The organism is Arthrobacter sp. Y3225209, assembly GCF_059090685.1.
Map to the genome: position 1 here is coordinate 18,705 of NZ_JBNHFW010000025.1, position 20,246 is coordinate 38,950.

At 66.4% G+C, this 20,246-nt stretch carries 23 protein-coding genes; 11 read left to right on the plus strand and 12 right to left on the minus strand.

The genetic code is table 11. The annotated features are described in order from the left end of the window. Window positions 1–27: 27 nt before the first annotated feature. The 7 genes from AC5RVB_RS13135 to AC5RVB_RS13165 all read left to right on the plus strand — a co-directional run bounded on the left by AC5RVB_RS13135 (window position 28) and on the right by AC5RVB_RS13165 (window position 5,508). Entirely contained in the window at window positions 28–1,425 is a 1,398-nt protein-coding gene (locus AC5RVB_RS13135; RefSeq protein ID WP_227903948.1) for a MinD/ParA family ATP-binding protein, read from the plus strand. Between the two features lie 180 nt (window positions 1,426–1,605). Beyond that, window positions 1,606–2,172 carry a type 1 glutamine amidotransferase domain-containing protein gene (locus AC5RVB_RS13140; protein WP_227903946.1) on the plus strand — a complete coding sequence of 189 codons (567 nt, stop codon included), beginning with the start codon at window positions 1,606–1,608 and terminating at the stop codon, window positions 2,170–2,172. 80 nt (window positions 2,173–2,252) lie between these two features. Further along, window positions 2,253–3,203 carry a DUF2797 domain-containing protein gene (locus tag AC5RVB_RS13145; RefSeq protein WP_494142893.1) on the plus strand — a complete coding sequence of 317 codons (951 nt, stop codon included), beginning with the start codon at window positions 2,253–2,255 and terminating at the stop codon, window positions 3,201–3,203. Between the two features lie 121 nt (window positions 3,204–3,324). Then, window positions 3,325–3,555, plus strand: a complete 231-nt coding sequence (locus AC5RVB_RS13150; protein WP_227903942.1) for a hypothetical protein — start codon at window positions 3,325–3,327, stop codon at window positions 3,553–3,555. Further along, window positions 3,552–4,001 carry an FAS1-like dehydratase domain-containing protein gene (locus AC5RVB_RS13155; RefSeq protein ID WP_227903940.1) on the plus strand — a complete coding sequence of 150 codons (450 nt, stop codon included), beginning with the start codon at window positions 3,552–3,554 and terminating at the stop codon, window positions 3,999–4,001. The genes AC5RVB_RS13150 and AC5RVB_RS13155 overlap by 4 nt, the downstream gene beginning before the upstream one ends. Before the next feature lie 5 nt (window positions 4,002–4,006). After that, a complete protein-coding gene (locus tag AC5RVB_RS13160) occupies window positions 4,007–4,438 on the plus strand; it encodes a MaoC family dehydratase (RefSeq protein WP_494142894.1) in 432 nt (143 codons plus the stop codon). Window positions 4,439–4,443: 5 nt separating this feature from the next. After that, the gene (locus AC5RVB_RS13165) at window positions 4,444–5,508 is read left to right on the plus strand and encodes a UDP-N-acetylmuramate dehydrogenase (protein ID WP_494142902.1); all 1,065 of its coding nucleotides are present in this window, start codon (window positions 4,444–4,446) and stop codon (window positions 5,506–5,508) included. 52 nt (window positions 5,509–5,560) lie between these two features. On the opposite strand, the gene asd is transcribed toward AC5RVB_RS13165, so the two are convergent. The 8 genes from asd to AC5RVB_RS13205 form a co-directional block, all read right to left on the minus strand. Then, entirely contained in the window at window positions 5,561–6,694 is a 1,134-nt protein-coding gene (asd, locus tag AC5RVB_RS13170; protein WP_227928744.1) for an aspartate-semialdehyde dehydrogenase, read from the minus strand. 10 nt (window positions 6,695–6,704) lie between these two features. Continuing rightward, window positions 6,705–7,415, minus strand: a complete 711-nt coding sequence (locus tag AC5RVB_RS13175) for a dihydrofolate reductase (protein WP_290244306.1) — start codon at window positions 7,413–7,415, stop codon at window positions 6,705–6,707. A 10-nt stretch (window positions 7,416–7,425) separates the two neighbouring features. Continuing rightward, window positions 7,426–8,229 (minus strand): thymidylate synthase, encoded by an 804-nt coding sequence (locus tag AC5RVB_RS13180; RefSeq protein WP_227928746.1) that lies wholly within the window; start codon window positions 8,227–8,229, stop codon window positions 7,426–7,428. A 19-nt stretch (window positions 8,230–8,248) separates the two neighbouring features. Then, a complete protein-coding gene (locus AC5RVB_RS13185) occupies window positions 8,249–9,073 on the minus strand; it encodes a DUF1648 domain-containing protein (protein WP_494142895.1) in 825 nt (274 codons plus the stop codon). A gap of 67 nt (window positions 9,074–9,140) precedes the next feature. After that, the gene (locus tag AC5RVB_RS13190) at window positions 9,141–10,109 is read right to left on the minus strand and encodes an NUDIX hydrolase (RefSeq protein WP_290244309.1); all 969 of its coding nucleotides are present in this window, start codon (window positions 10,107–10,109) and stop codon (window positions 9,141–9,143) included. Continuing rightward, window positions 10,109–12,334: an RNA degradosome polyphosphate kinase gene (locus AC5RVB_RS13195; protein WP_227903926.1), complete on the minus strand. Its 2,226-nt coding sequence runs from the start codon at window positions 12,332–12,334 to the stop codon at window positions 10,109–10,111. Before AC5RVB_RS13195 ends, AC5RVB_RS13190 begins: the two co-directional genes overlap by 1 nt. Before the next feature lie 94 nt (window positions 12,335–12,428). Continuing rightward, window positions 12,429–13,397, minus strand: coding sequence for a mycothiol synthase (gene mshD / locus AC5RVB_RS13200; protein ID WP_494142896.1), 969 nt, complete (start codon window positions 13,395–13,397; stop codon window positions 12,429–12,431). 53 nt (window positions 13,398–13,450) lie between these two features. Next, window positions 13,451–14,155 (minus strand): winged helix-turn-helix transcriptional regulator, encoded by a 705-nt coding sequence (locus AC5RVB_RS13205; protein ID WP_227903923.1) that lies wholly within the window; start codon window positions 14,153–14,155, stop codon window positions 13,451–13,453. A gap of 143 nt (window positions 14,156–14,298) precedes the next feature. Between AC5RVB_RS13205 and AC5RVB_RS13210 the strand changes: the two genes are divergently transcribed. From AC5RVB_RS13210 to AC5RVB_RS13225, 4 genes are all read left to right on the plus strand, one after another. Beyond that, window positions 14,299–15,042 carry a hypothetical protein gene (locus AC5RVB_RS13210; RefSeq protein ID WP_227903921.1) on the plus strand — a complete coding sequence of 248 codons (744 nt, stop codon included), beginning with the start codon at window positions 14,299–14,301 and terminating at the stop codon, window positions 15,040–15,042. A gap of 274 nt (window positions 15,043–15,316) precedes the next feature. Beyond that, window positions 15,317–15,916 carry a nitrobindin family protein gene (locus AC5RVB_RS13215; RefSeq protein ID WP_227903919.1) on the plus strand — a complete coding sequence of 200 codons (600 nt, stop codon included), beginning with the start codon at window positions 15,317–15,319 and terminating at the stop codon, window positions 15,914–15,916. Between the two features lie 45 nt (window positions 15,917–15,961). Beyond that, window positions 15,962–17,053, plus strand: a complete 1,092-nt coding sequence (ygfZ, locus tag AC5RVB_RS13220) for a CAF17-like 4Fe-4S cluster assembly/insertion protein YgfZ (protein WP_494142897.1) — start codon at window positions 15,962–15,964, stop codon at window positions 17,051–17,053. 63 nt (window positions 17,054–17,116) lie between these two features. Beyond that, complete coding sequence (locus tag AC5RVB_RS13225; RefSeq protein WP_227903916.1) at window positions 17,117–17,518, plus strand: ankyrin repeat domain-containing protein; 402 nt, start codon at window positions 17,117–17,119, stop codon at window positions 17,516–17,518. A 46-nt stretch (window positions 17,519–17,564) separates the two neighbouring features. On the opposite strand, the gene AC5RVB_RS13230 is transcribed toward AC5RVB_RS13225, so the two are convergent. The 4 genes from AC5RVB_RS13230 to AC5RVB_RS13245 form a co-directional block, all read right to left on the minus strand. Continuing rightward, window positions 17,565–18,281, minus strand: a complete 717-nt coding sequence (locus AC5RVB_RS13230) for a GNAT family N-acetyltransferase (protein ID WP_227903915.1) — start codon at window positions 18,279–18,281, stop codon at window positions 17,565–17,567. 99 nt (window positions 18,282–18,380) lie between these two features. Next, complete coding sequence (locus AC5RVB_RS13235; RefSeq protein WP_227903913.1) at window positions 18,381–19,412, minus strand: 6-phosphofructokinase; 1,032 nt, start codon at window positions 19,410–19,412, stop codon at window positions 18,381–18,383. Window positions 19,413–19,488: 76 nt separating this feature from the next. Further along, window positions 19,489–19,725, minus strand: a complete 237-nt coding sequence (locus tag AC5RVB_RS13240) for a PspC domain-containing protein (protein ID WP_227928757.1) — start codon at window positions 19,723–19,725, stop codon at window positions 19,489–19,491. Between the two features lie 114 nt (window positions 19,726–19,839). Next, window positions 19,840–20,244 carry a hypothetical protein gene (locus AC5RVB_RS13245; protein WP_494142898.1) on the minus strand — a complete coding sequence of 135 codons (405 nt, stop codon included), beginning with the start codon at window positions 20,242–20,244 and terminating at the stop codon, window positions 19,840–19,842. Window positions 20,245–20,246: the final 2 nt, after the last annotated feature.

Consider the following 20,246-nt stretch of genomic DNA (forward strand, 5'->3'; position numbering starts at 1 on the left):
CCACGGAACGAAAGACGAAGACCATCCATGACTGAGAATTATCCCCATCCCGCCGACGGGAATGACCTGCCCACCCGGCGCGGCCTGCGTGCCCGGACGGTCACGGACAGCAGTGCGGAGTGGTGGAACCAACCGCCCCAGGGCGGGGACGGCGAAGCATTCGAAGGCCGAGACGCGGCGGCGGGGGACGGCGTGGACGATTTCGAGGGTGGAAACCTGGCCGGCGTGGGGGCGTACGGCGTTGGTGGCGGCAAGGATGCCGGGGGATTTGCGGGCGCAGGCGTCAGCCCGGTCGAATCGGTGCCCGTGCTGCCTCCCCTGCCGGCGGGCATGCCGGAACCGGCGCGTCTGCCCGAAGCAGGGCGTAGCCCCGATCCGCTGCGGGACGCCTACCCCGCGGGTGAAGCAGAGCCGCCAGCCTCCGGTGATTGGACGGATGAAACGGCGGAGACAACGCACCAGCCGGTCAGCCGTGCGGAGGCGCGCACTGAACGCAGCCACCGGGAGGGACGCCGGGCGTCCTTCCTGGACCTGCAGCCCGCTGCCATCCCGGCGACCAAGGGTTTCCGCGGTCTGCTGGCCGGCCTGGGCATGCGGGTGGCCCCCTCGGCTGACGAGCTCGCAGAACGCCGGGACATGCGGGCGGTCAGCCAGCACTGGCCCGGCCCCCGGACCGTCTCCGTGGTCAACGGCAAGGGCGGGGCCAATAAAACACCCAGCACGGTTATGCTCGCTGCCGTATTCGCCCGCAACGGCGGCGGCCCGGTGCTGGCCTGGGACAACAATGAAACCAGGGGCACCCTGGGCTGGCGTACCGAGCAGGGCCCGCATGAAGCAACGGTCATGGACCTGCTGCCGCAAACCGCCGATCTGCTCTCGCCGTCGGCCCAGTCCGCCCTCCTGGCACGCTTTGTCCATCATCAGGTGGAGGACAAGTTCGACGTCCTGCGGTCCAAGCCGGACGTCCTGGCCTCGGAGCAAAAGATCACTGCCGAGGACTTCGATGCCTTGCACGAAGTCGCTTCCAAGTACTTCCGCCTGAACATTGTGGATTCCGGCAATGATGAAAGCGCCGAGCGGTGGCTGCGAATGATCGACCACACGCACCAACTGGTCATCGCAACCACCACCGTCGAGGAGCACGCCGAGGCCGGTGCACTGTTGCTTGAAGCCCTGGCAGCCCGTGGCGGCCGCTATGCGGAACTCGCGCGGAACGCCGTCGTCATTGTCAGTCAGTCGGACCGGAACGGGACGGACAGCCAGGCCCGGCGCGTGGCTGACGGGTTTGGCGAGCTGGCCCGCGCCGCCGTCACCATCCCGTATGACCCGGCCCTGCGCAAGGGGCAGATCCGCTACGATTCCCTGAAACCGGCGGCCCAGCGTGCCTGGCTGGCGGCAGCTGCTGCTGTTGCCGAGGGGTTGTAAACAGCCGTTTCGGACAGATTCGGCAGCAGCAGAGTTCTCCCAGAGCTAAATAAGGTTGCTGATTATCAGCAACCTTTCATAGGGTGGGGACAGCGGAAGCCGCAGGGCTTCCGAAACCGTAAAGCACCGCCGCTGCCACCGGATCACTACGGTGCGCGGCTGAATGAACGGAGACACACCATGGCACAGCACGATATTTCCGGCAAGAAGGTCGCCTTCCTCCTCACCGACGGGGTGGAGCAGATTGAGCTGACCAGCCCGTGGGAAGCCGTGAAGGACGCCGGCGGGCAGCCGGTCCTCGTCTCGCCCAAGCAGGACACGGTCCAGGGCTTCGACGGCGTGGACAAGGGCGAAACCTTTACGGTTGACCTCAACGTTGCCGATGCCAAGGCCGAGGAATTCGATGCACTGGTGCTTCCCGGCGGCGTCGTGAACGCAGACTTCCTGCGCGTTGACAAGGATGCCCAGAAGTTTGCGCGAGCCTTCTTCGAAGCGCACAAGCCGGTGGCCTCCATCTGCCACGGTCCCTGGCTGCTGATCGAGGCGGATGTGGTCAAGGGTCGCGACATGACCTCCTACCACACGCTCGCCACGGACCTGAAGAACGCAGGCGCCAACTGGAGCGACGAGGAAGTGGTGGTGGACCAGGGTCTGGTCACCAGCCGTAACCCGGACGACCTCCCGGCCTTCAACGACAAGCTCGTTGAGGAAATTGCCGAAGGTGAGCACGAGGGCCAGCACGCCTAACGGCCTGCCGGTTCGCCGCCAAGGGTGGGGTAACGTGAAAATCGTTACCCCACCCCTTGGCGTTTCGGAGGCTTCTTCCCGTGACTGACGCAGAACCGGCAGCGGAGGATTCCGCGGCAGGGAGGTTCCTCTGCTCCGGCACTGCCTGGGACACCTCCGGGGCCAGGCTGACGCTGCACACCCCCGCCGGGGAAGCCCGCGCACTGCGGCTGGACCCGGGCACCGAACTGCGGTTTCGGATCCTGAACGGACCGGACAGCCCAGGGCGTTTTTGTCTCGGGTTCTGGCAGGTCACCGGCGACGGCGTCCAGGTCCATACTCCGTGCCCGGCACAGGCAGCGGCCGGGCGCGGTTACCAGTGCGGTCCCTGCTTTGCGCGCGACGAGGTCCGCGGCATCCACAACAGCCACCGCTCGCCCACCTTGCCTGAACCACTGCGCCGCTATCTCGACCAGCCGCACTGGCTTTATGTGGCCACTTTCGCTGACGGGGCCACGAAGGTTGGTACAGCCGCGAACCCGCGCAAGCAGCTGCGCCTCATTGAGCAGGGCGCCGTCCGTGCGTCCTATGTGGCCCGCGCCGCTAACGGACTGACCGTGCGGGTGCTCGAAGACACTGTCACCTCGCTGGCCGGGCTTCCCCAAGCCGTCCGTGCAGGCGCCAAAACCGCAGCCCTGACCCGGCCGCTGGCGGTCGCCGCGCTGGAAGCCGTCAATGCAGAGGCCTCCGAATCAGCGCGCGCGGCGCTCGACAGCACCGGAATGGACGGGTTCTCCGCCGTGGAGGAGCAGTGGGTGCCGCCTGCACAGTTCGCCACCGTGCTGGAGACGCCCTGCGAGCCCTATCCCACCGATCCCGGCGTCGGGGAGCACGGCATGATCATTGAAGCGGTCCTGGGGTCCACGGCGCTGGTCCGGGTGGACGGCGAAAGCGGGTTCTTCGCAGCGGACCTGTCCCGGCTGAAGGGCCGGCGTCTGGAGACGGGCGCCTACCGCACCCGCATGCCCGCGTTGCAGACGGCACTGTTTTAGCCGGCAGGAAGCAAAACAGGGCGGCCTGCGTCAGGGCCGCACTGCCGGACGCCGGGCGGGGCTGCCTCAGGAGCCGGTGCCCCGTTCCGGCCCGCGGCGCCCGTCCCTGTATTCTGAAGACATGCTAAATACCCCCTGGGAAACCGGCTCGCCCCTGTATCGGAAACTGGTAGTAAGCGCGCTGGCGATCAGCGGTGCCGGGGTGCTCCTGGTGCTGCTGGGCGCCGTCATGGACAACCAGGTGATGATGTACATCGCCCTGCCGTTGATAGTTGTGGGACTGAGCACGCACCTGAGCGGTATGGTGGTGCGGGCCAGGGACGCCCGCCGCCGAATCAAGGGAACCAAATGAGCATCAACCCGGACCTGCAGGGCCGCACCTACCCGGCAGGGGAGGTATACCAGGTGGGCCGCGAGAAGATCCGTGAGTTCGCCGCTGCCGTCAAAGCCACCAATCCCGCGCACTTCGACGTCGCCCGTGCCCGTGAACTGGGGTACACCGACGTCGTGGCACCGCCTACCTTCGCCGTCATTGTGGCCCAGCGGGCAGACGCCCGGCTGGTGGCCGATCCCGACGCGGGCATCGACTTCTCCCGCGTGGTGCATGCCGACCAGCGGTTCACCCACCACCGTCCCATCGTGGCCGGAGACGAACTGGTGGCAGAGTTGCACGTCGATTCGGTCCGGGCGATGGGCGACGGCGCCCTGATCAGCACCCGTGCCGAGATTTCCACACCTGACGGGGAACGCGTCGCCACGACCCTTTCATCCATCCTCGTCCGCGGAGAGGGCAAGTAACCCACATGTCGATTGCCTTGAGTGAGCTTTCCACCGGCACCGAAATCGGATCGGCAGTGCTGGAGATTTCCCGCGCCGATCTTGTCCGCTACGCCGGTGCGTCCGGTGACTTCAACCCCATTCACTGGAATGAGCGGTTTGCCCGCCAGGTGGAGCTGCCCGGCGTGATCGCCCACGGCATGTTCACCATGGGTGCCGCCGTGCAGATGGTCAGTGACTGGATCGGCGATCCGGGAGCCGTGATTGATTACCAGACCCGCTTCACGCGGCCCGTTACGGTGGAGGACACGGACGGTGCCCCCGGTGCCGTAGTGAACGTCACCGGCGTCATTGGTGCCGTTGACCTGGACAATTCCACCGCCCGGGTAGACCTGACGGTGACCTTCAACGGCCAGAAAGTGCTGGTCAAGGCCCAGGCAGTGGTGCGGATCTGGTGACTGCACTGACCCGGATGCCGCTGGCGTCCCTGACGACCGCCCGTGTGGGCGGACCCGCCAGCCGCTACCTCGAAGCGGAGACCGAAGACGAACTGATCATCGCCATCCGCGCTGCGGACGAGGCCCGCGAGCCCCTGCTGATCATCGGCGGCGGCTCCAACCTGCTGATCGCTGATGAGGGCTTCGACGGCGCCGTGATCCGTATTGCCACCCGCGGCCTGCAGATCACCCGCACCGGCGGCGGCCAGGCCGTCCTGCGGGCCGAAGCCGGACAGCCGTGGGACGAACTGGTGGCGTACACCCTGGCTGAGGGCTACTCCGGTCTCGAGGCTCTTTCCGGAATTCCCGGGCTCGCCGGCGCGACGCCGGTGCAGAACGTGGGTGCCTACGGCGCCGATGTGTCCCAGTCCATCCGATTGGTGCGTGCCTGGGACCGGACCGAACGCACCGTGGTGGAGTTCAGCAACGCCGCACTGGAGTTCGGGTACCGGGACTCGCTGCTCAAGCGCAGCACCGTCAACGGCTCGCCGCGCTATGTGGTGCTCAGTGTGGAGTTTGTCCTGACCGAAGGCCACACCAGCGCTCCGGTGCGGTACGCCGAGCTGGCCCGGGCACTGGGCGTCGGAATAGGTGAATCCGCCGACGCCGTGGACGTGCGACGGGAGGTGCTGCGGCTGCGGGCGGGCAAGGGTATGGTGCTGGATGCCTCCGACCCGGATACCTACAGCACCGGGTCCTTCTTCACCAACCCGATTGTCGACGCGGAAACGGCTGACCGGCTGCCTGTGGACGCGCCGCGGTACCCGGTGGAGGAACCCGGCCGGGTGAAGCTCAGCGCGGCCTGGCTGATCAGCCACGCCGGTTTCCGGAAAGGCTTTGGCCTGGCACCGGAAGACGGCACCGGAGGACGCGCCTCACTGTCCACCAAGCACACACTGGCCGTCACCAACCGGGGCACAGCCTCCGCGGGGGACCTGCTGGCCGTTGCCCGGGCCGTGGCCGACGGCGTGGAGAAGTCCTTTGGTATCCGGCTGCATCCTGAACCGGTTCTGGTGAACTGCTCACTCTAGGCACGGCACGCCTGCGCGCTGCGGTGGCAGGGCGCAGGCGGCGGTCGGGCGCCTACAGGTTTCCGGTGGCGATGCGCAGCATCCGGCGCAGCGGTTCGGCAGCGCCCCACAGCAGCTGATCACCAATGGTGAAGGCGCTGATGTACTCCGGACCCATTTCCAGCTTGCGGATGCGTCCCACCGGGATCTGCAGCGTTCCCGTCACGGCCACCGGCGTCAGCCCGGCCATGGTGGCTTCCTTCGTGTTGGGCACTACCGTGGCCCACTCGTTGTCAGCGTCGATGATCTTTTCGATCTCCTCCACGGACAGGTCCTCCGTCAGCTTCAGCGTCAGGGCCTGGGAGTGGGACCGCATGGCACCGATGCGCACGCACAGCCCGTCGAACGGAATACGTCCGGAGGAATCGCGGCCGAGGATCTTGTTGGTCTCAGCCCCGCCCTTCCATTCCTCCTTGGACATACCGTTGCCCAGGTCCGCATCAATCCAGGGAATGACGGAGCCGGCCAGCGGCACGCCGAAGCGGGACGAATCCATCTCCGGGTTCTTTTGCTGGGCCAGGACGGCACGGTCAATCTCCAGGATGGCCGACGCCGGGTCCGCCAGTTCCGAGGCCACGGCACCGTTGAGCGCACCGAACTGGTTCAGCAGCTCCCGCATGTGACGGGCACCACCGCCGGAGGCCGCCTGATAGGTCATGGACGTGCCCCACTCCACCAGGCCGTTGCGGAACAGTCCGCCCAGGCCCATCAGCATGCAGGAAACCGTGCAGTTGCCGCCCACGAAGTTCTTCACGCCCCGGGCCAGCCCTGCGTCAATCACGTCGCGGTTGACCGGATCCAGCACGATGATGGCGTCGTCTTCCATCCGCAGTGTCGAGGCGGCATCGATCCAGATCCCGTCCCAGCCGGCTGCACGCAGCTTCGGGAACACCTCGGCGGTGTAATCCCCGCCCTGCGCCGTGACGATGATGGGCAGCTTTGCCAGTGCATCGACGTCGTAGGCGTCCTGCAGCGGTCCCGCGCCGGCAGCGAAGGACGGGGCGGCACCTCCGGCGTTGGAGGTGGAGAAGAACACCGGGTTGATCAGGTCAAAGTCGCCCTCGTCCTGCATGCGCTGCATCAGGACGGAGCCAACCATGCCGCGCCAGCCGACGAAGCCTGCAGTGGGAACGGAGGAAGAAGTCATGCGTTCCAGTTTAGGTCAGCGGTGCCCCGGCGTCGTGGTCGGTTACGTCACTCCTGGCCGGGTCGCGGGTCCACAACGCAATCCGGTAGTTGGTGCCGTTTGCAGCCGTGTACCAGCCGGCAGCCGGGCTGACACCTGCGAAGGTCCAGTCTGCGCCGAGATGCGGGGCATAGGTGTCGCCTTCGGCAGCGGTGTCAATCACGGTTACCACCGCCGTATGCGCCACCGGGACCGCTGCCTCATACAGCTGGGCGCCTCCGATGATCCAGATTTCCTCACTGCCGGGGCTGGTCCGGGCAACCTCGAGCCCCTCCTGCAGCGAGCGGACCACGACGGTGTTTTCGGCGGTATCCGCCAGGCCGGAGTGGGAGGAGACGATGATGTTGGTCCGCCCGGGCAGCGGACGGTACGCGGCCGGGAAGGATTCCCACGTGCGCCGGCCCATGATGACGGGGTGGCCGGCAGTGGTCTTCTTGAAGTGCGCCATATCTTCAGGCAGGTGCCAGGGCATCCCGCCGTCCCGCCCGATCACACCGTCGGCTGTCTGCGCCCACACCAGGCCAATAACCGGTCCGTTGCCGGGAGCACTGCCGCGGGCCCGGAGGACCTGGTGCAGGTCCGCGCCCCGGGCATCGGTGCCGCCGCCGACGGGGTAGTAGAGCGTGGAACCGGCCGGGGCTGCAGCGGTCTCTGGCGTTGCGGTGCCGGGGAACTCAGTCATAAACGTCCTTTCAGACGGCAATGGGTGCTTTGATACCGGGGTGGTGCCGGTAATCGAGGACCTCGAAGTCCTCCAGGGCGTAATCGAAGATGCTCTCCGGGGTCCGGCGGATGTGCAGCTTGGGGTAGGGGAAGGGTTCCCGGCTCAGCTGTTCCCGGACCTGGTCGACGTGGTTGTCATAGATGTGCACATCGCCGCCGCTCCAAATGAACTCGCCGGGTTCAAGACCCGTCTGCTGGGCGACCATGAGGGTCAGCAGGGCATAGGAAGCGATGTTGAAGGGCACGCCCAGGAAAGTGTCTGCGGAGCGCTGGTAGAGCTGGCAGGAGAGCCGGCCGTCAGCAACGTAGAACTGGAACATCGCGTGGCACGGCGGCAGGGCCATGTTCTCCACCTCTGCCGGGTTCCAGGCAGTGACGATGTGCCGGCGGGAATCAGGGTTCTTCCGGATCCCCTCCACCAGCTTCTCGATCTGGTCAATGTGCCCGCCGTCGGGGGTCGGCCAGGAGCGCCACTGGACACCATAGACCGGTCCCAGTTCGCCGTCGTCGTCCGCCCATTCGTCCCAGATACTGACGCCGCGTTCCTGCAGCCAGCGGACGTTGGAGTCACCGCGCAGGAACCAGAGCAGCTCCAGGGCCACTGACTTGAAGTGCACACGCTTGGTGGTGATCAGCGGAAAGGACTCGCTGAGATCAAAGCGCATTTGGCGGCCGAACACGCTGCGCGTGCCGGTACCGGTGCGGTCGGACTTCTGCGTGCCGTTGGCCATGACATCACGCAGCAGGTCTTCATACGGGGTAGGAATGCTCACTCGGCCAGTCTAGAACAGGTCAGCCCGCAAACAGGGGGAAAGCGATGCCGGCCACAAGGCCTGCCACGCTGATCAGGGCGATCGCCAGATAGAAAGCCAGCCCGGCGGGACGGCCGGCATTCAGTGTCACGCCCACGCCTATCCGCTTCGGGACCAGGACCCGGGGATCAGCGCGGTTGGTGTAGATGCCGGCGCGGTAATTGCTGCTGTCGTACACGGGATCCCCGTCCGCGGGTTCTCCGGCGGCGGCTGCCCCGGCCGCCGTTCCGTCAACCGTTCCGTCAACCGGCCGGCCTGCCGCGGCAACGTCCCGGCGGTACCGGCGCAGTGCTGCGAGACCCAGGCCCGCCATGGCGAGCAAAAACGCCACGGTGGGAAGGAGGAATTCGGCCGTGGAGCCGTCCGGCGGAAGGAGCCAGCCCCGCAGCGCCAGCCAGGCGAGCAGCAGGCTGAGCGCGAAGGTGGTGCCGCCCAAAAAGAACCGGGTTGCCCGCAGATTGGCGGCATGCGCTGCCGCATCATCGCGCACCTGCCCGGACCACTGTGCCAGCCGCGGGGCGAGCGCGGCAGTGCCCAGCAGGAACAGGATCAATCCGAGGGCTATCAGCGGCACCGCAAAAACGGACAGCAGGGACTTCTCTGCGAAACTGTCCGCCTGCCCGGCACCGTTCCAGTGCACCGGCAGGGACTGAGGCAGCCCCGGGTAGAGCCAGGCGCCGATACCGGCGGTGGCAATCGTCACTGCGACGGATGCCAGATACCAGGTATAGGCCAGATACCAGGTATAGGCAGGGCCTGATCGGACCGTTGACGCAGTCCTGCCGTCCTCTGTTGTACCCGTCATAAGCTTTCCCCCTTCACCAGGGGACAGCGTAACAACGGGGCATCCGCGGGCGCCCGGCCCCGGCCTCTCAGTCGTCGAACGCCCGGTACTTTTCCAGGGAAAGAATCCGGCCTTCATCGGCGTGGCTGACCTGGCAGATCACGGCCTCGCCGGGGGCAAGGTAGGGGTCCTTGTCCGGAAGCCCGGAGGCCATGTCCGCGGGCATGTGCGCGGCCAGGGTGTCAAAGACCAGCGGCAGCACGGGGCGGTGCGTGCACACCGCCACCGGCTTGGCCTTGTCGAACAGCGCTTCAATGGCGCTCCGGGCCTTGCCCGGCTTGCGCCGTGCGTTGTGTTCGGTCAGCGCGTCAACGGTCTTGAACTTGGTCCCCTGCGCTTTTACATAGGGCCGCACGGTCTGCACACAGCGGAGCCACGGGCTGGACACCACGCGTTTGGGCCGCCAGGCCACCAGCAGGCGGGAGACGGCCAGTGCCTGCCGCAGCCCGCTGGCCACCAGCGGACGTTCTCCCTCAGCACGGGTCCAGGAGGAACGCGGTTTGGCCTTGGCATGCCGGACGATGATCAGCGGCCAGCTGTGCAGGCGCTGCTCGTCGTAGGCGAGCACCAGTTCCTGCAGCGGCAGCCGGTCCGTGGGGTTGGTCAGCGACTCCCCGGCTTCCTCCGGGCTGCACCAGCGGACCCCGTCCACCTCCCTGCCGTCCGGGGTGGGCTTGTCTGAGTCAACCCGTGAGGCCCAGTAATGCACGATCTTCATCCCGGAGGCCACCGGGTACACGGTCGCCGGCAGCGGAATGCCCAGGGTGATGTTGATGCCTACCTCTTCGCGGACTTCCCGCACGGCGCATTCCGGGGTGGTTTCACCGGCGTCAAGCTTGCCCTTGGGCCAGGACCAGTCGTCATAGCGGGGACGGTGGATCATCAGGACCTGCAGCTTTCCGTCCCGCACACGCCAGCACAGGGCGCCCGCTGCCACCACCTTGAGTGGGATGTCCTCCTGCGCCGCGGACACGGTCCCGGGTTCGGTTGCTTCCATCAGCGGCGGGCCACCGAGCGCTGGCGGGACCGCGACGCGAGCAGCCAGGACTGCACATCCTGCAGCGGGTTGCCTTCCGCGTCCTTGTGGTAGCGGGTCCAGATGCCCTCCGGGTCCAGATGCCAGCTGGCGGTGCCGGGATCCATGTACCGGTCCATCAGTGCCACCAGATCCGCAACATCCTCCTTGGACGCCAGCTGGACCAGTGCCTCAACCCTGCGGTCAAGGTTGCGGTGCATCATGTCAGCGGAACCGATGAACACCACCGGGTCGCCGCCGTTGGCGAAGGCGAACACCCGGGAGTGTTCAAGGAAACGGCCCAGGATCGAGCGCACTGTGATGTTTTCGCTCAGACCCGGCACGCCGGGCCGTACCGAGCAGATGCCACGGACAATCACGTCCACCTGCACTCCGGCCTGCGATGCCCGGTAGAGCGAGTCGATGATCGCTTCGTCCACCATGGAGTTGACCTTGATGATGACCCGGGCGTTGAGGCCGGCCTTTTTGTTCGCGATTTCCCGTTCAATCCGGTCGATCAGGCCCGAGCGGACCGAGCGCGGAGCAACGAGCAGGCGCTTGAAGGTGGACTTCGGAGCGTATCCGGAGAGCTGGTTGAACAGTTTGGTGAGGTCCTCGCCCACCTGTTCGTTGGCGGTGAGCAGTCCCAGGTCCTCGTAGTAGCGGGCCGTACGGGGGTGGTAGTTGCCGGTACCGATGTGGCAGTAGCGCCGCAGGCCGTCCACCTCCTGCCGGACCACCAGGGAGAGCTTGCAGTGCGTTTTGAGGCCCACGATGCCGTACACCACGTGCACCCCGGCCTGCTCCAGCTTGCGTGCCCAGGAGATGTTCGCCTGTTCGTCGAAGCGCGCCTTGATTTCCACCAGTGCCAGGACCTGTTTGCCGGCCTCGGCGGCATCAATCAGGGCGTCCACAATGGGGGAGTCGCCGGAGGTGCGGTACAGGGTCTGTTTGATGGCCTGCACACGCGGATCGGCCGCAGCCTGCTCCAGGAAGGCCTGCACCGAGGTGGAGAAGGAATCGTACGGGTGGTGCAGCAGGATGTCCCGGCGGCGCATCGCGGCGAACACGTTGGCCGGCTTGGAGGTCTCGGACTCCTTCAGGTGCCGGTTGGTGTGCGGGACCTGCTTGGGGTAGTGCAGGTCCGTCCGGTCAATCCGGCTGATGCCGGAGAGGCCGCGCAGATCCAGGGGCGCCGGCAGGACGTACACCTCGTCCGATTCCACGCCCAGCTCGCGCTCGAGCAGTTCGCGGATGTTCGGGTTGATGTCCGGGGTGACTTCGAGGCGCACGGGCGGACCGAACCGGCGGCGCAGCAGTTCCTTCTCCAACGCCTGCAGGAGGTTCTCGGCGTCGTCCTCTTCCACCTCGAGGTCTTCGTTGCGGGTGACGCGGAAGGTGTAGTGCTCAATGACGTCCATGCCGGGGAACAGCTGGTCCAGGTGCTGGGCGATGATGTCTTCGAGCGTAATGAAGCGGGCGGTGCGCCCTGCCACGTTGCCCGCGCGCGGGCCGTCGACCGAGATGAGCCGCGGCAGCTGGTCCGGGACCTTGACCCTGGCAAAGAACTCCTTGCCGCTGACCGGGTTGCGGACCACCACTGCCAGGTTCAGGGAGAGGCCGGAAATGTAGGGGAAGGGGTGGGCCGGGTCCACGGCCAGGGGAGTCAGAATGGGGAAGACCTTGGCGGCGAACTGTTTGTGCAGGTTCGCCTTGGCGGCCTCATCCAGTTCATCCCAGCTGAGCAGGTAAATCTGTTCCTCGGCCAGGGCGGGGCGGATCTGCCGGGCAAAAACGTCGGCGTGGCGCTGCTGCAGCCGGTACCCGGCTGCGACGATTTCCTCCAGCTGTTCGATGGGGCTCATCCCGGCCGCGGAGGGGACCGCGAGTCCGGTGGCGATGCGGCGCTTGAGGCCGGCAACGCGGACCATAAAGAACTCGTCCAGGTTCGAGGCGAAGATGGACAGGAAGTTCACCCGCTCCAGCAGGTACAGCTCCGGATCCTCCGCCAGTTCCAGGACGCGGGCGTTGAAATGCAGCCAGCTGATTTCCCGGTCCAGGAACCGCTCCGGCGAGATGTCCCCGCTGGGCAGCAGGGCAGGGCCAAAGTCCGGGATGTCGATGCGGTCCTGGGTAGCCCGCGGCGCCGACATGGCCTCGGCAGACCCAAAGGTCGAACGGGGCTCGGCGGCGGTATCGAAATCCATAGTGTCTCCCTGAGGTACTGGCGGCGGGGCAGGGCCGACGGCGCGGATAACCCTGCCGGGCCCTGCTTCAACAACATTACAAGCTGCGGGCGCGCTAGGCGGGGGCGTACATCACGTCCTGGTCCCAACGCACAAATCCAAGCCGCTGGTACAGGGCCACGGCGGCTGTGTTGTCCGCGTCCACATACAGCATCACGGCATCAAGTCCGGCCCGGTGCAGGTGCTCGATTCCGGCGATGGTCAGTGCCTTGCCCAATCCCATGCCCTGGGCGCGGGGACTCACCCCCACCACGTACACCTCGCCGATGGCCGGGTGTCCGGCGGTGCCCGGGTGCACCTTCGTCCAGTGGAAACCCAGGATTCCGCCGTCGCCGTCCACGGCCAGAAGGAAACCGGCCGGATCGAACCAGTCCTCCTGCATGCGGGCCTGCAGGTCCGACAGGCTCATGCCGCCCTGCTCAGGGTGATGCGCGAAGGCGGCGGCGTTGACCGCAAGCCACGCCTGCTCGTCCTGGCCGGGCACAAAGGCACGCAGTGTGACGCCCTCGGGAAGCACGGGCTCCGGCAGCGATTCCTGCAGCGCCGAGCGGCTCAGGCGCATCTTCCACAGATCGCGCACCGGCCGGTATCCGAACCGGGCAGCGAGTTCCACAGCTGCCTCATGGTTTCCGTGTGACCAGGCAGCGGGCCGGGCATCGGCCGCGCCCTGCACGGCTGTTGCCAGTGCCGTGCCCACCCCCTGGTTGCGGTAGTTCGGGTGCACCACCATTTCCAGCACGCCCGGGCCGCCCGGTGTATCGGAAACAAGGACGGCGACGCCGGCCAGCCAGCGGCCGCTGCCGGTGTCCGAACCGCCGTCGTCGGCGTAGGTGGTGAATACGGCCAGTGCGCCGGGATCGGCATCCGCGGAGCGCAGGTCAACGAGAGTCTGCTCGGACAGGGGCGGATTGCCATCCGAGTCCTGTGCTGCGGACGCCAGCTCCAGGATGTCTGCCAGCGCCCCGGGTTCGGGGGTGCCGCGGGTTTCAAGTACCGGCCAGGCTGTCTGCTGTTCTTCACTCATGTCGAAAGCCTAGCGCGGGAGCAGCCTGCGGGCGCGGGCCGGAGCCCGCAGGATCACGCATCCTGGCTGGCAGAGGCAGCGGTTTCCGCACGGGAGCGGGTGAAGCGGTACCCGACGTTGCGGACCGTGCCGATGAGGGTTTCGTGGTCCGGGCCGAGCTTGGCCCGCAGCCTCCGCACGTGGACATCCACCGTCCGGGTACCCCCGTAGTAGTCGTACCCCCACACCTCGTGGAGCAGCTGGTCGCGGGTAAACACGCGGCCGGGATGCTGTGCCAGGTACTTAAGGAGTTCAAATTCCTTGTACGTCAGGTTCAGGGCGGTCCCGCTGACCCGGGCGGTGTAGCTTGCCTCGTCAATAACGACGCCGGAGGCGTGGATTTCGGAGGAGGCTTCCTCTGCCTCCGAACGGGTGCGGGCCGAGGCGAGGCGGAGCCGGGCTTCAAGCTCGGCCGGGCCGGCGGTGTCCAGGATGACGTCGTCGGAGAGCCAGTTCGGCGCGACGGCGGCCATCCCGCCCTCGGTCAGAATCAGGATGAGCGGTGTGCCCAGGCCGGTAGCCTTGAGCAGCTGGGTCAGCGAACGGGCCCCCACCAGGTCCCGGCGGGCATCCACCAGGATGACGTCGCAGGGGTCGGTGTCCAGCAGGGCCGTGGGCTCGGCGGGAACAACGTGCACCTTATGGTTCAGGAGTTCCAGGGCAGGCAGGACGTTCACTGACGAACCGGAACTGTTGGTCAGGAGCAAAATGTGCGACATAGGTCCTCCGAATGTTGGGCGCACATCATTGGGCACAATCTTCGCCGATCCGCGTGGCAGGAAGTGATCGAAAGTATACCCATCGGGTGTTCGCGGGCCTGTCGCTTTTCACCTGTGCTCCGTAATAAGGCAGGATAACTAGGGTGAAACTATGGAGCTTAGCGGTGCCGGCGGCGCTCGCCATTATCGGTATCGTGGGTGCTTCCTACCTGTCCGTGCCGGTGGTGGCGGTCTTCTGCGGGCTGGCCGCGGCCCTCACGGGAATCTGCTGGCCGCATCTGATCGGCGTACCGGCGCGCAAGACCCAGGGCGCTGTGCTGGCCCTGGTCGGGGCCGGCGCCGTGGCCGGGGCATACTTCGCGCCCGCCGCCGCCATGCTCACCTGGCTGCCGGCAGCCGTGGCCGTGGGGGTGGGGGCTGTTTTCCTTATCCAGCTCCTCCGCGGCACCGGACAGGCGCACCGTCTGGAATCAATCGTCGGCATCATGTCCGGTGTCCTGGTAACCGCCCTGGCCTCCGGCTGGGTCGCAGCGGACCGGCTGGCTGGAACCGCAGGTAATCCTGCCCTGCTCACCGTCACCGGCAGCGCCGCACTGGCCGCAGTGGCCGTGTCCCTGATACCCGTCCCGGACCGGATGGCTGCACCCCTGGGCGTGGTGGCCGGAGCGCTGACTGCGGCGCTGGCAGCACTGGTGGTTTCCGGCGTGGCGTGGCCGGTAGCTGCGTTCTCCGGCCTGGTGGTCGCCGCCGTGGTGATGGCCTTCCGCCGCCTGGTCCTGTCACGCGACGGGCAGACCAACGCGGCCGGGCAGCTGGCCCTGGGCCTGGCGCCGGTGCTCGTGCTGGGATCAGTAGTGTATTTTCTGGGCAGCCTCCTGCTCTCCTGACATACCCCGTCAACCCGGGTCCGGTTTTTGCCCGGGGATGCCTGCCGTGATCGAATGGCAGGAAGGAAACTGTTCCTCCCGCGCGTTAGGATGTAGCCATGCTTGCACTCGAAATCTTCTTCATCGCCCTGCTGGGTGTCACCGGCCTTGGTATGGCTGCCTTCGCTGCACTGGTTGTCTCCCGCCTGTACAAGGGCCAGAAGTAACTCCCTGTCACGCGTAGGAACTGCGTAGTACCGGCCCCCGCCCGCAATACCGAAGGACAGGTTGCGCCATGCCCATGGAGATCCCCACAGATCTGACCCCCGAACTGGTTCCCCTGTCCTGGCTGATCGGCACCTGGGAAGGTTCCGGCCGGCTGGGTGAAGGCGAAGCCGACTCGGAGCACTTCACCCAGAAGGTCACCTTCACCCAGAACGGCCTGCCGTACCTGCAGTACACGGCCGAAAGCTGGCTCACCGATGAACAGGGCACAGTGCTGCGCCCGCTCGCCGTGGAGACCGGATTCTGGGCCCTGGACCGGCCCCTGAACGACGCCGACGGCGGGCCCGGGCTGGTTCCCGCGGACATTGTGCCGGCCCTGCGCAGTGCTGACGAGGTCGAAGAGCTGCGCAACGATGCCGGCGGCTTCGACATCACCGCCACCATCGTGCACCCCGGCGGTATCTCCGAACTCTATTACGGCTCCATCAAGGGCCCGCAGATCCAGCTGGCCACTGATCTGGTGATGCGCGGCGTCAACTCCAAGGAATACACCGCTGCCACCCGGATCTACGGGCTGGTCAACGGCGATCTCTACTGGCGCTGGGACGTGGCCTCCTCCGGTGAAACACTCAAGGCCCACGCTTCGGCCATCCTGAAGAAGACGGCCTAGACCTTTCCCGGAATAGGCCGGCATGGAAAGGACGTTGCACCCTTTATGACGTACTCCAGCCCCCTGCTTTCCCGCCACGGCGCCGTTGAAGCCGGCGGACTCGACGCCGGAACAGCGGCCCACTACGGCGACCCGCTGCGCGAACAGCGCGCCCTGGCCCGCGGCACCGCCGTCGTTGATCTTTCCTACCGCGGCGTGGTGACGGTCAGCGGCGAGGACCGGCTCAGCTGGCTGAACACCCTCTCCTCCCAGCAGGTGGGCAACCTGCAGCCCGGCGTCAGCTCCGAGCTTCTGCTGCTCACTGTGCAGGGCCGGATTGACTACGATGCCCGGATCATCGATGACGGCACCACCGCCTGGCTGCTGGTGGAGGCCGCCGAAGCGCCGGGCCTGACGGAGTGGCTGCAGCGGATGAAATTCATGCTCCGGGTCGAGGTCACCGATGTCTCCGACCAATGGGCAGTGGCCGGCACCACCACCGAGGTTCCCCAGTGGGAGCAGCACCTGTGCTGGACCGACCCGTGGCCGCACATCGCCCCCGGCGGATTCGCCTATACGGCAGTGCCGGAGGAAACCCACCCGGGCCTTGAGCGTCCGTGGTTCGAATACCTCATCCCGCGCGGTGAATTCGAAGCAGCCATTGCCGCTTCCGGACGGACGCTGGCGGGCTCCATGGCGGCCGAGGCGCTGCGCATCGCTGCCTGGCGGCCCCGGCTCGGCGCGGAAACCGATGAGAAGACCATTCCGCACGAGCTGGATCTGATCCGCACTGCTGTGCACCTGGCCAAGGGCTGCTACAAGGGCCAGGAAACCGTGGCCCGGGTGCATAACCTCGGCCATCCGCCGCGGAGGCTGGTATTCCTGCAGCTGGACGGCTCCCAGCACACGCTGCCGGCGGCCGGCAGCCCCGTGATGCTGGGGGAGCGGACGGTGGGAACACTCACCTCGGTGGGCGGACACTATGAAATGGGTCCGGTGGGCCTTGCTGTGATCAAGCGTTCCGTTGATCCGGCGGCCACGCTGGTGGTGAACGACGACGGCGAACTGTACGCCGCCGCGCAGGAACCCATCGTGGCCCCCGACGCCGGAGCCGTGGTTGGACGCGCCACCGGTTTCCTGAAGGCGCCCCGCCCCTAGCCGCTGCCGTGTCCGGCACAGCGGCACGACGTATAGACAAACCTGCCTTTTAGAGGAGATGTAATGAGCACCCCGGAATCCCGTCCAGAGATCGACAACGACATCATTGAGCTCGCCGGGCTGGTGTTCGATGCCGCGCGGGCCGGAGATACCGCCGGGATCCGCGGCTATCTGGATGCCGGTGTGCCGGTCAACCTGACCAACGGCTCCGGTGACACCCTGATTATGCTCGCGTCCTACCACGGGCATGCGGAACTTACCGGACTGTTGGTGGAGCGCGGTGCAGATGTGAATACCCGCAATGACCGCGGCCAGACCCCACTGGCCGGAGCAGTGTTCAAGGGCTATCAGGAGATTTTCCGCATCCTGCTCGATGCCGGAGCAGATCCGGACTCGGGTTCCCCCACGGCCCGCGAAACTGCGGGCTTCTTCAAACGCCAGGAAATGCTGGACCTGCTGGGCTGATCCGCCGCTGAAGAAGCGGGCCGCAGAACCCGTTCCCGGCCCGGCGTCAGGCGGAGAGGGACACCGAGGTACGGACGCCGGCCGGGATGAAACCGGAGCCCATGGCGGTCCTGGCCGCGCCGACATTGTCCAGAGGCGCACGCCACTGGGGAATGAGTCCGCCGGCCATGGCATCCTCAAGGGCTACGGAGCTGATGTAGCTGCCCAGGCCGCGCAGCCGGTGGCCGGGTGCGGTCAGCACGCTCATGTCGGCCAGAATGCCGTCGGTGATGCTGTAGCCGGCCCCGGCGACGGGCCGGGGATCGTCCTCCGAATCGTCAACAAGGACAAATACGTCTTCCTTGCCGGCGAGTCCGGCCTCCGCGACGTCGTCCGGCGGGCACAGCCGCTCCAGTGCCACGGCAAGGTCCGGGTCATTGGCCACCGCGAGGTCCTCGAGCGGGGCCAGTGCAGGGAAGGCGTCGGCAAAAAAGAGCTGTTCGGCGCCAAGTGCCCGGCCGCCGAATTCCATGGACATCTGCATCAGGCCGGAATGGCGGGTCAGTTCCACGGCTGATTTGGTCCGTGCCCGTGCGGCTGCCCATTCGGGGCCGCTGAAAACCTCCGTGCCGAAAAGCCGCAGGAAACAGACGGTTTCCGACTGCTCGCGCACGCTATAGATACGCTCGTCGGCGTCGGTCGCCGCGAGGGCGTCATCGGCAAGGCCCAGATGCCGTGAGAAGGCCAGCTGGATGATCGCGATGGTTCCCGGGTCCAGATTCATTTTTTCAACCTACACCCGGGTAGGGAGCCCAAGGCAAACGCCGGTCCGCACCGGAAAGAGCCTGTGAAGGCCTGGTTGCGGTGCGAAACGGCCGTATGGCTAGCCGAAAAGAATGGCTGCTTCGTCGTAACGGCTTTCAGGAACGGTCTTCAGGTTGCCCAGCGCCTTCTCAAAACCGACATGCACAATATCCGTACCGTGCAGCGACACCATGGTTCCCCAGAGTCCGTCCACCACCGAGTCAACGGCAGCCATGCCCAGCCGCGTGGCAAGAACCCGGTCATAGGCGGTGGGAACACCGCCGCGCTGGATATGGCCCAGAACAGTGGCCCGGGTCTCAATGCCTGTCCGCGCCTCAATCTCGGGAGCAAGGAGTTCACCGATACCGCCCAGACGGGGCCGGCCGAAACTGTCCAGCCCGCGCTCGGAGTGGGGGGATTCCATATCAGTGGTGACAAAGCCTTCCGCCACCACTACCAACGGCGCACGTCCGCGGTCATGGGCCTCGTTCACCCACTGGGCAATCTGGTCCAGGCTGACCGGGTGTTCGGGAATCAGGATGGCGTGGGCCCCGGCAGCCATGCCGGAGTGCAGGGCAATCCAGCCCACGTGCCGGCCCATCACCTCAGCCACCATGCAGCGGTGGTGGGATTCGCCGGTGGTGCGCAGACGGTCGCAGGCCTCGGTGGCAATTTCGACTGCGGTATCGAAACCGAAGGTGTAGTCGGTGGCATCGAGATCGTTGTCCACCGTCTTCGGCACGCCAACAATCTGCAGCCCGGCGTCGGTCAGCCGCTGTGCCGCAGCCAGGGTGCCCTCGCCGCCGATCGCTATCACGGCGTCGATGCCGAGCCGCTTCAGCGTTGCCTTGATATTCTCCGGACCGCCGTTGGGGCCTTCGAACGGGTTGGTCCGGGAGGTCCCGAGAATGGTGCCGCCCTGCTTGGAGATTCCGCGGACCCTGGAGCGGGGCAGATCCATGATGTCGCCATCAACCACTCCACGCCAGCCGTCACGGAATCCGACAAACTCAATGTCCTCGTATTCCTTGATGCCTTTGAGGACAGCACCGCGGATCACCGCATTAAGGCCGGGGCAGTCGCCTCCGCTGGTGAGAATACCGATCTTCATGTGAATACCCCTGGATCTGGTTGCGGCTGTTGGGTGCTGTCTATGATTCTAGCCAGCGATGTGAGCTGCGCTAAGTTCAGGGGCTCACCAGACGCTGCAGGAGGATGCTTCCGTCCTGTTTCGGCAGCAGCAGCCAGGCCACCACGTAGGTGCCGATGCCCACAAAAGGCAGCAGGAAGCTCAGGAGAACAGCAATCCGGACCAGCGAGACATCCCAGCCGTAGGTCGCTGCGATGCCGGCGCAGACGCCGCCGAGCCAGCCTTTGCTCCGTTTGACGGGGGAGGAACGGAGGACCGAGAAGAACTTTTCCATGGATCAAGCCTTATCTGATAGTGGCGAAATAGGGAAACCAGTGCCGGAATAGGGAAACGGAACCGGGCGGGTTCCATGCTGCGGGGTGGGGGCGGCGGGGGTGGGGAGGGGTAACTAGCGGCCGCGGTTTTTCGCCATTGCTGCCAGGAAACCGCCCGCCAACAGGGCGAAGCCTGCTCCGAGGGCAACCCCGAGGATAACCAGCACCGGATCCACCGAAAGGTTCACGGTGGTGGCCAGCAGCAGAAGAACCGCGAGGGTCACCAGTACCAGGCCCCAGACCACGGTACCGACCTGCAGCTGGCGGGGTGCAGTCCCCGCTGCTGTGTCCGTTTCCGCTGGGGTGTCCGTTTCGGGTGCCGGAGCCCGGGTATCCGCGCCCGGAGGGGTTGGGGCCGGGTCCCCGGCAGTACCGCCGTCGTCGGGAAGGCTGGGGGACTGATACTGGTTCGCCGACGCATCCGAACCGCCGGTGGCGTACTGCCGGCCGAGGTAGTCCCTTTCACTGTCCTGCTCCATGG

Coding starts and splice junctions, on each gene's coding strand:
- AC5RVB_RS13245 (WP_494142898.1), bottom strand. CDS start 20,244: ATGGAGCAGGACAGTGAAAGGGACTACCTCGGCCGGCAGTACGCCACC.
- AC5RVB_RS13235 (WP_227903913.1), bottom strand. CDS start 19,412: ATGAAGATCGGTATTCTCACCAGCGGAGGCGACTGCCCCGGCCTTAAT.
- AC5RVB_RS13160 (WP_494142894.1), top strand. CDS start 4,007: ATGTCGATTGCCTTGAGTGAGCTTTCCACCGGCACCGAAATCGGATCG.
- AC5RVB_RS13135 (WP_227903948.1), top strand. CDS start 28: ATGACTGAGAATTATCCCCATCCCGCCGACGGGAATGACCTGCCCACC.
- AC5RVB_RS13215 (WP_227903919.1), top strand. CDS start 15,317: ATGCCCATGGAGATCCCCACAGATCTGACCCCCGAACTGGTTCCCCTG.
- AC5RVB_RS13225 (WP_227903916.1), top strand. CDS start 17,117: ATGAGCACCCCGGAATCCCGTCCAGAGATCGACAACGACATCATTGAG.
- AC5RVB_RS13175 (WP_290244306.1), bottom strand. CDS start 7,415: ATGACTGAGTTCCCCGGCACCGCAACGCCAGAGACCGCTGCAGCCCCG.
- AC5RVB_RS13205 (WP_227903923.1), bottom strand. CDS start 14,155: ATGTCGCACATTTTGCTCCTGACCAACAGTTCCGGTTCGTCAGTGAAC.
- AC5RVB_RS13150 (WP_227903942.1), top strand. CDS start 3,325: ATGCTAAATACCCCCTGGGAAACCGGCTCGCCCCTGTATCGGAAACTG.
- AC5RVB_RS13140 (WP_227903946.1), top strand. CDS start 1,606: ATGGCACAGCACGATATTTCCGGCAAGAAGGTCGCCTTCCTCCTCACC.
- AC5RVB_RS13240 (WP_227928757.1), bottom strand. CDS start 19,725: ATGGAAAAGTTCTTCTCGGTCCTCCGTTCCTCCCCCGTCAAACGGAGC.
- AC5RVB_RS13230 (WP_227903915.1), bottom strand. CDS start 18,281: ATGAATCTGGACCCGGGAACCATCGCGATCATCCAGCTGGCCTTCTCA.
- AC5RVB_RS13185 (WP_494142895.1), bottom strand. CDS start 9,073: ATGACGGGTACAACAGAGGACGGCAGGACTGCGTCAACGGTCCGATCA.
- AC5RVB_RS13190 (WP_290244309.1), bottom strand. CDS start 10,109: ATGGAAGCAACCGAACCCGGGACCGTGTCCGCGGCGCAGGAGGACATC.
- ygfZ (WP_494142897.1), top strand. CDS start 15,962: ATGACGTACTCCAGCCCCCTGCTTTCCCGCCACGGCGCCGTTGAAGCC.
- AC5RVB_RS13155 (WP_227903940.1), top strand. CDS start 3,552: ATGAGCATCAACCCGGACCTGCAGGGCCGCACCTACCCGGCAGGGGAG.
- AC5RVB_RS13195 (WP_227903926.1), bottom strand. CDS start 12,334: ATGGATTTCGATACCGCCGCCGAGCCCCGTTCGACCTTTGGGTCTGCC.
- asd (WP_227928744.1), bottom strand. CDS start 6,694: ATGACTTCTTCCTCCGTTCCCACTGCAGGCTTCGTCGGCTGGCGCGGC.
- mshD (WP_494142896.1), bottom strand. CDS start 13,397: ATGAGTGAAGAACAGCAGACAGCCTGGCCGGTACTTGAAACCCGCGGC.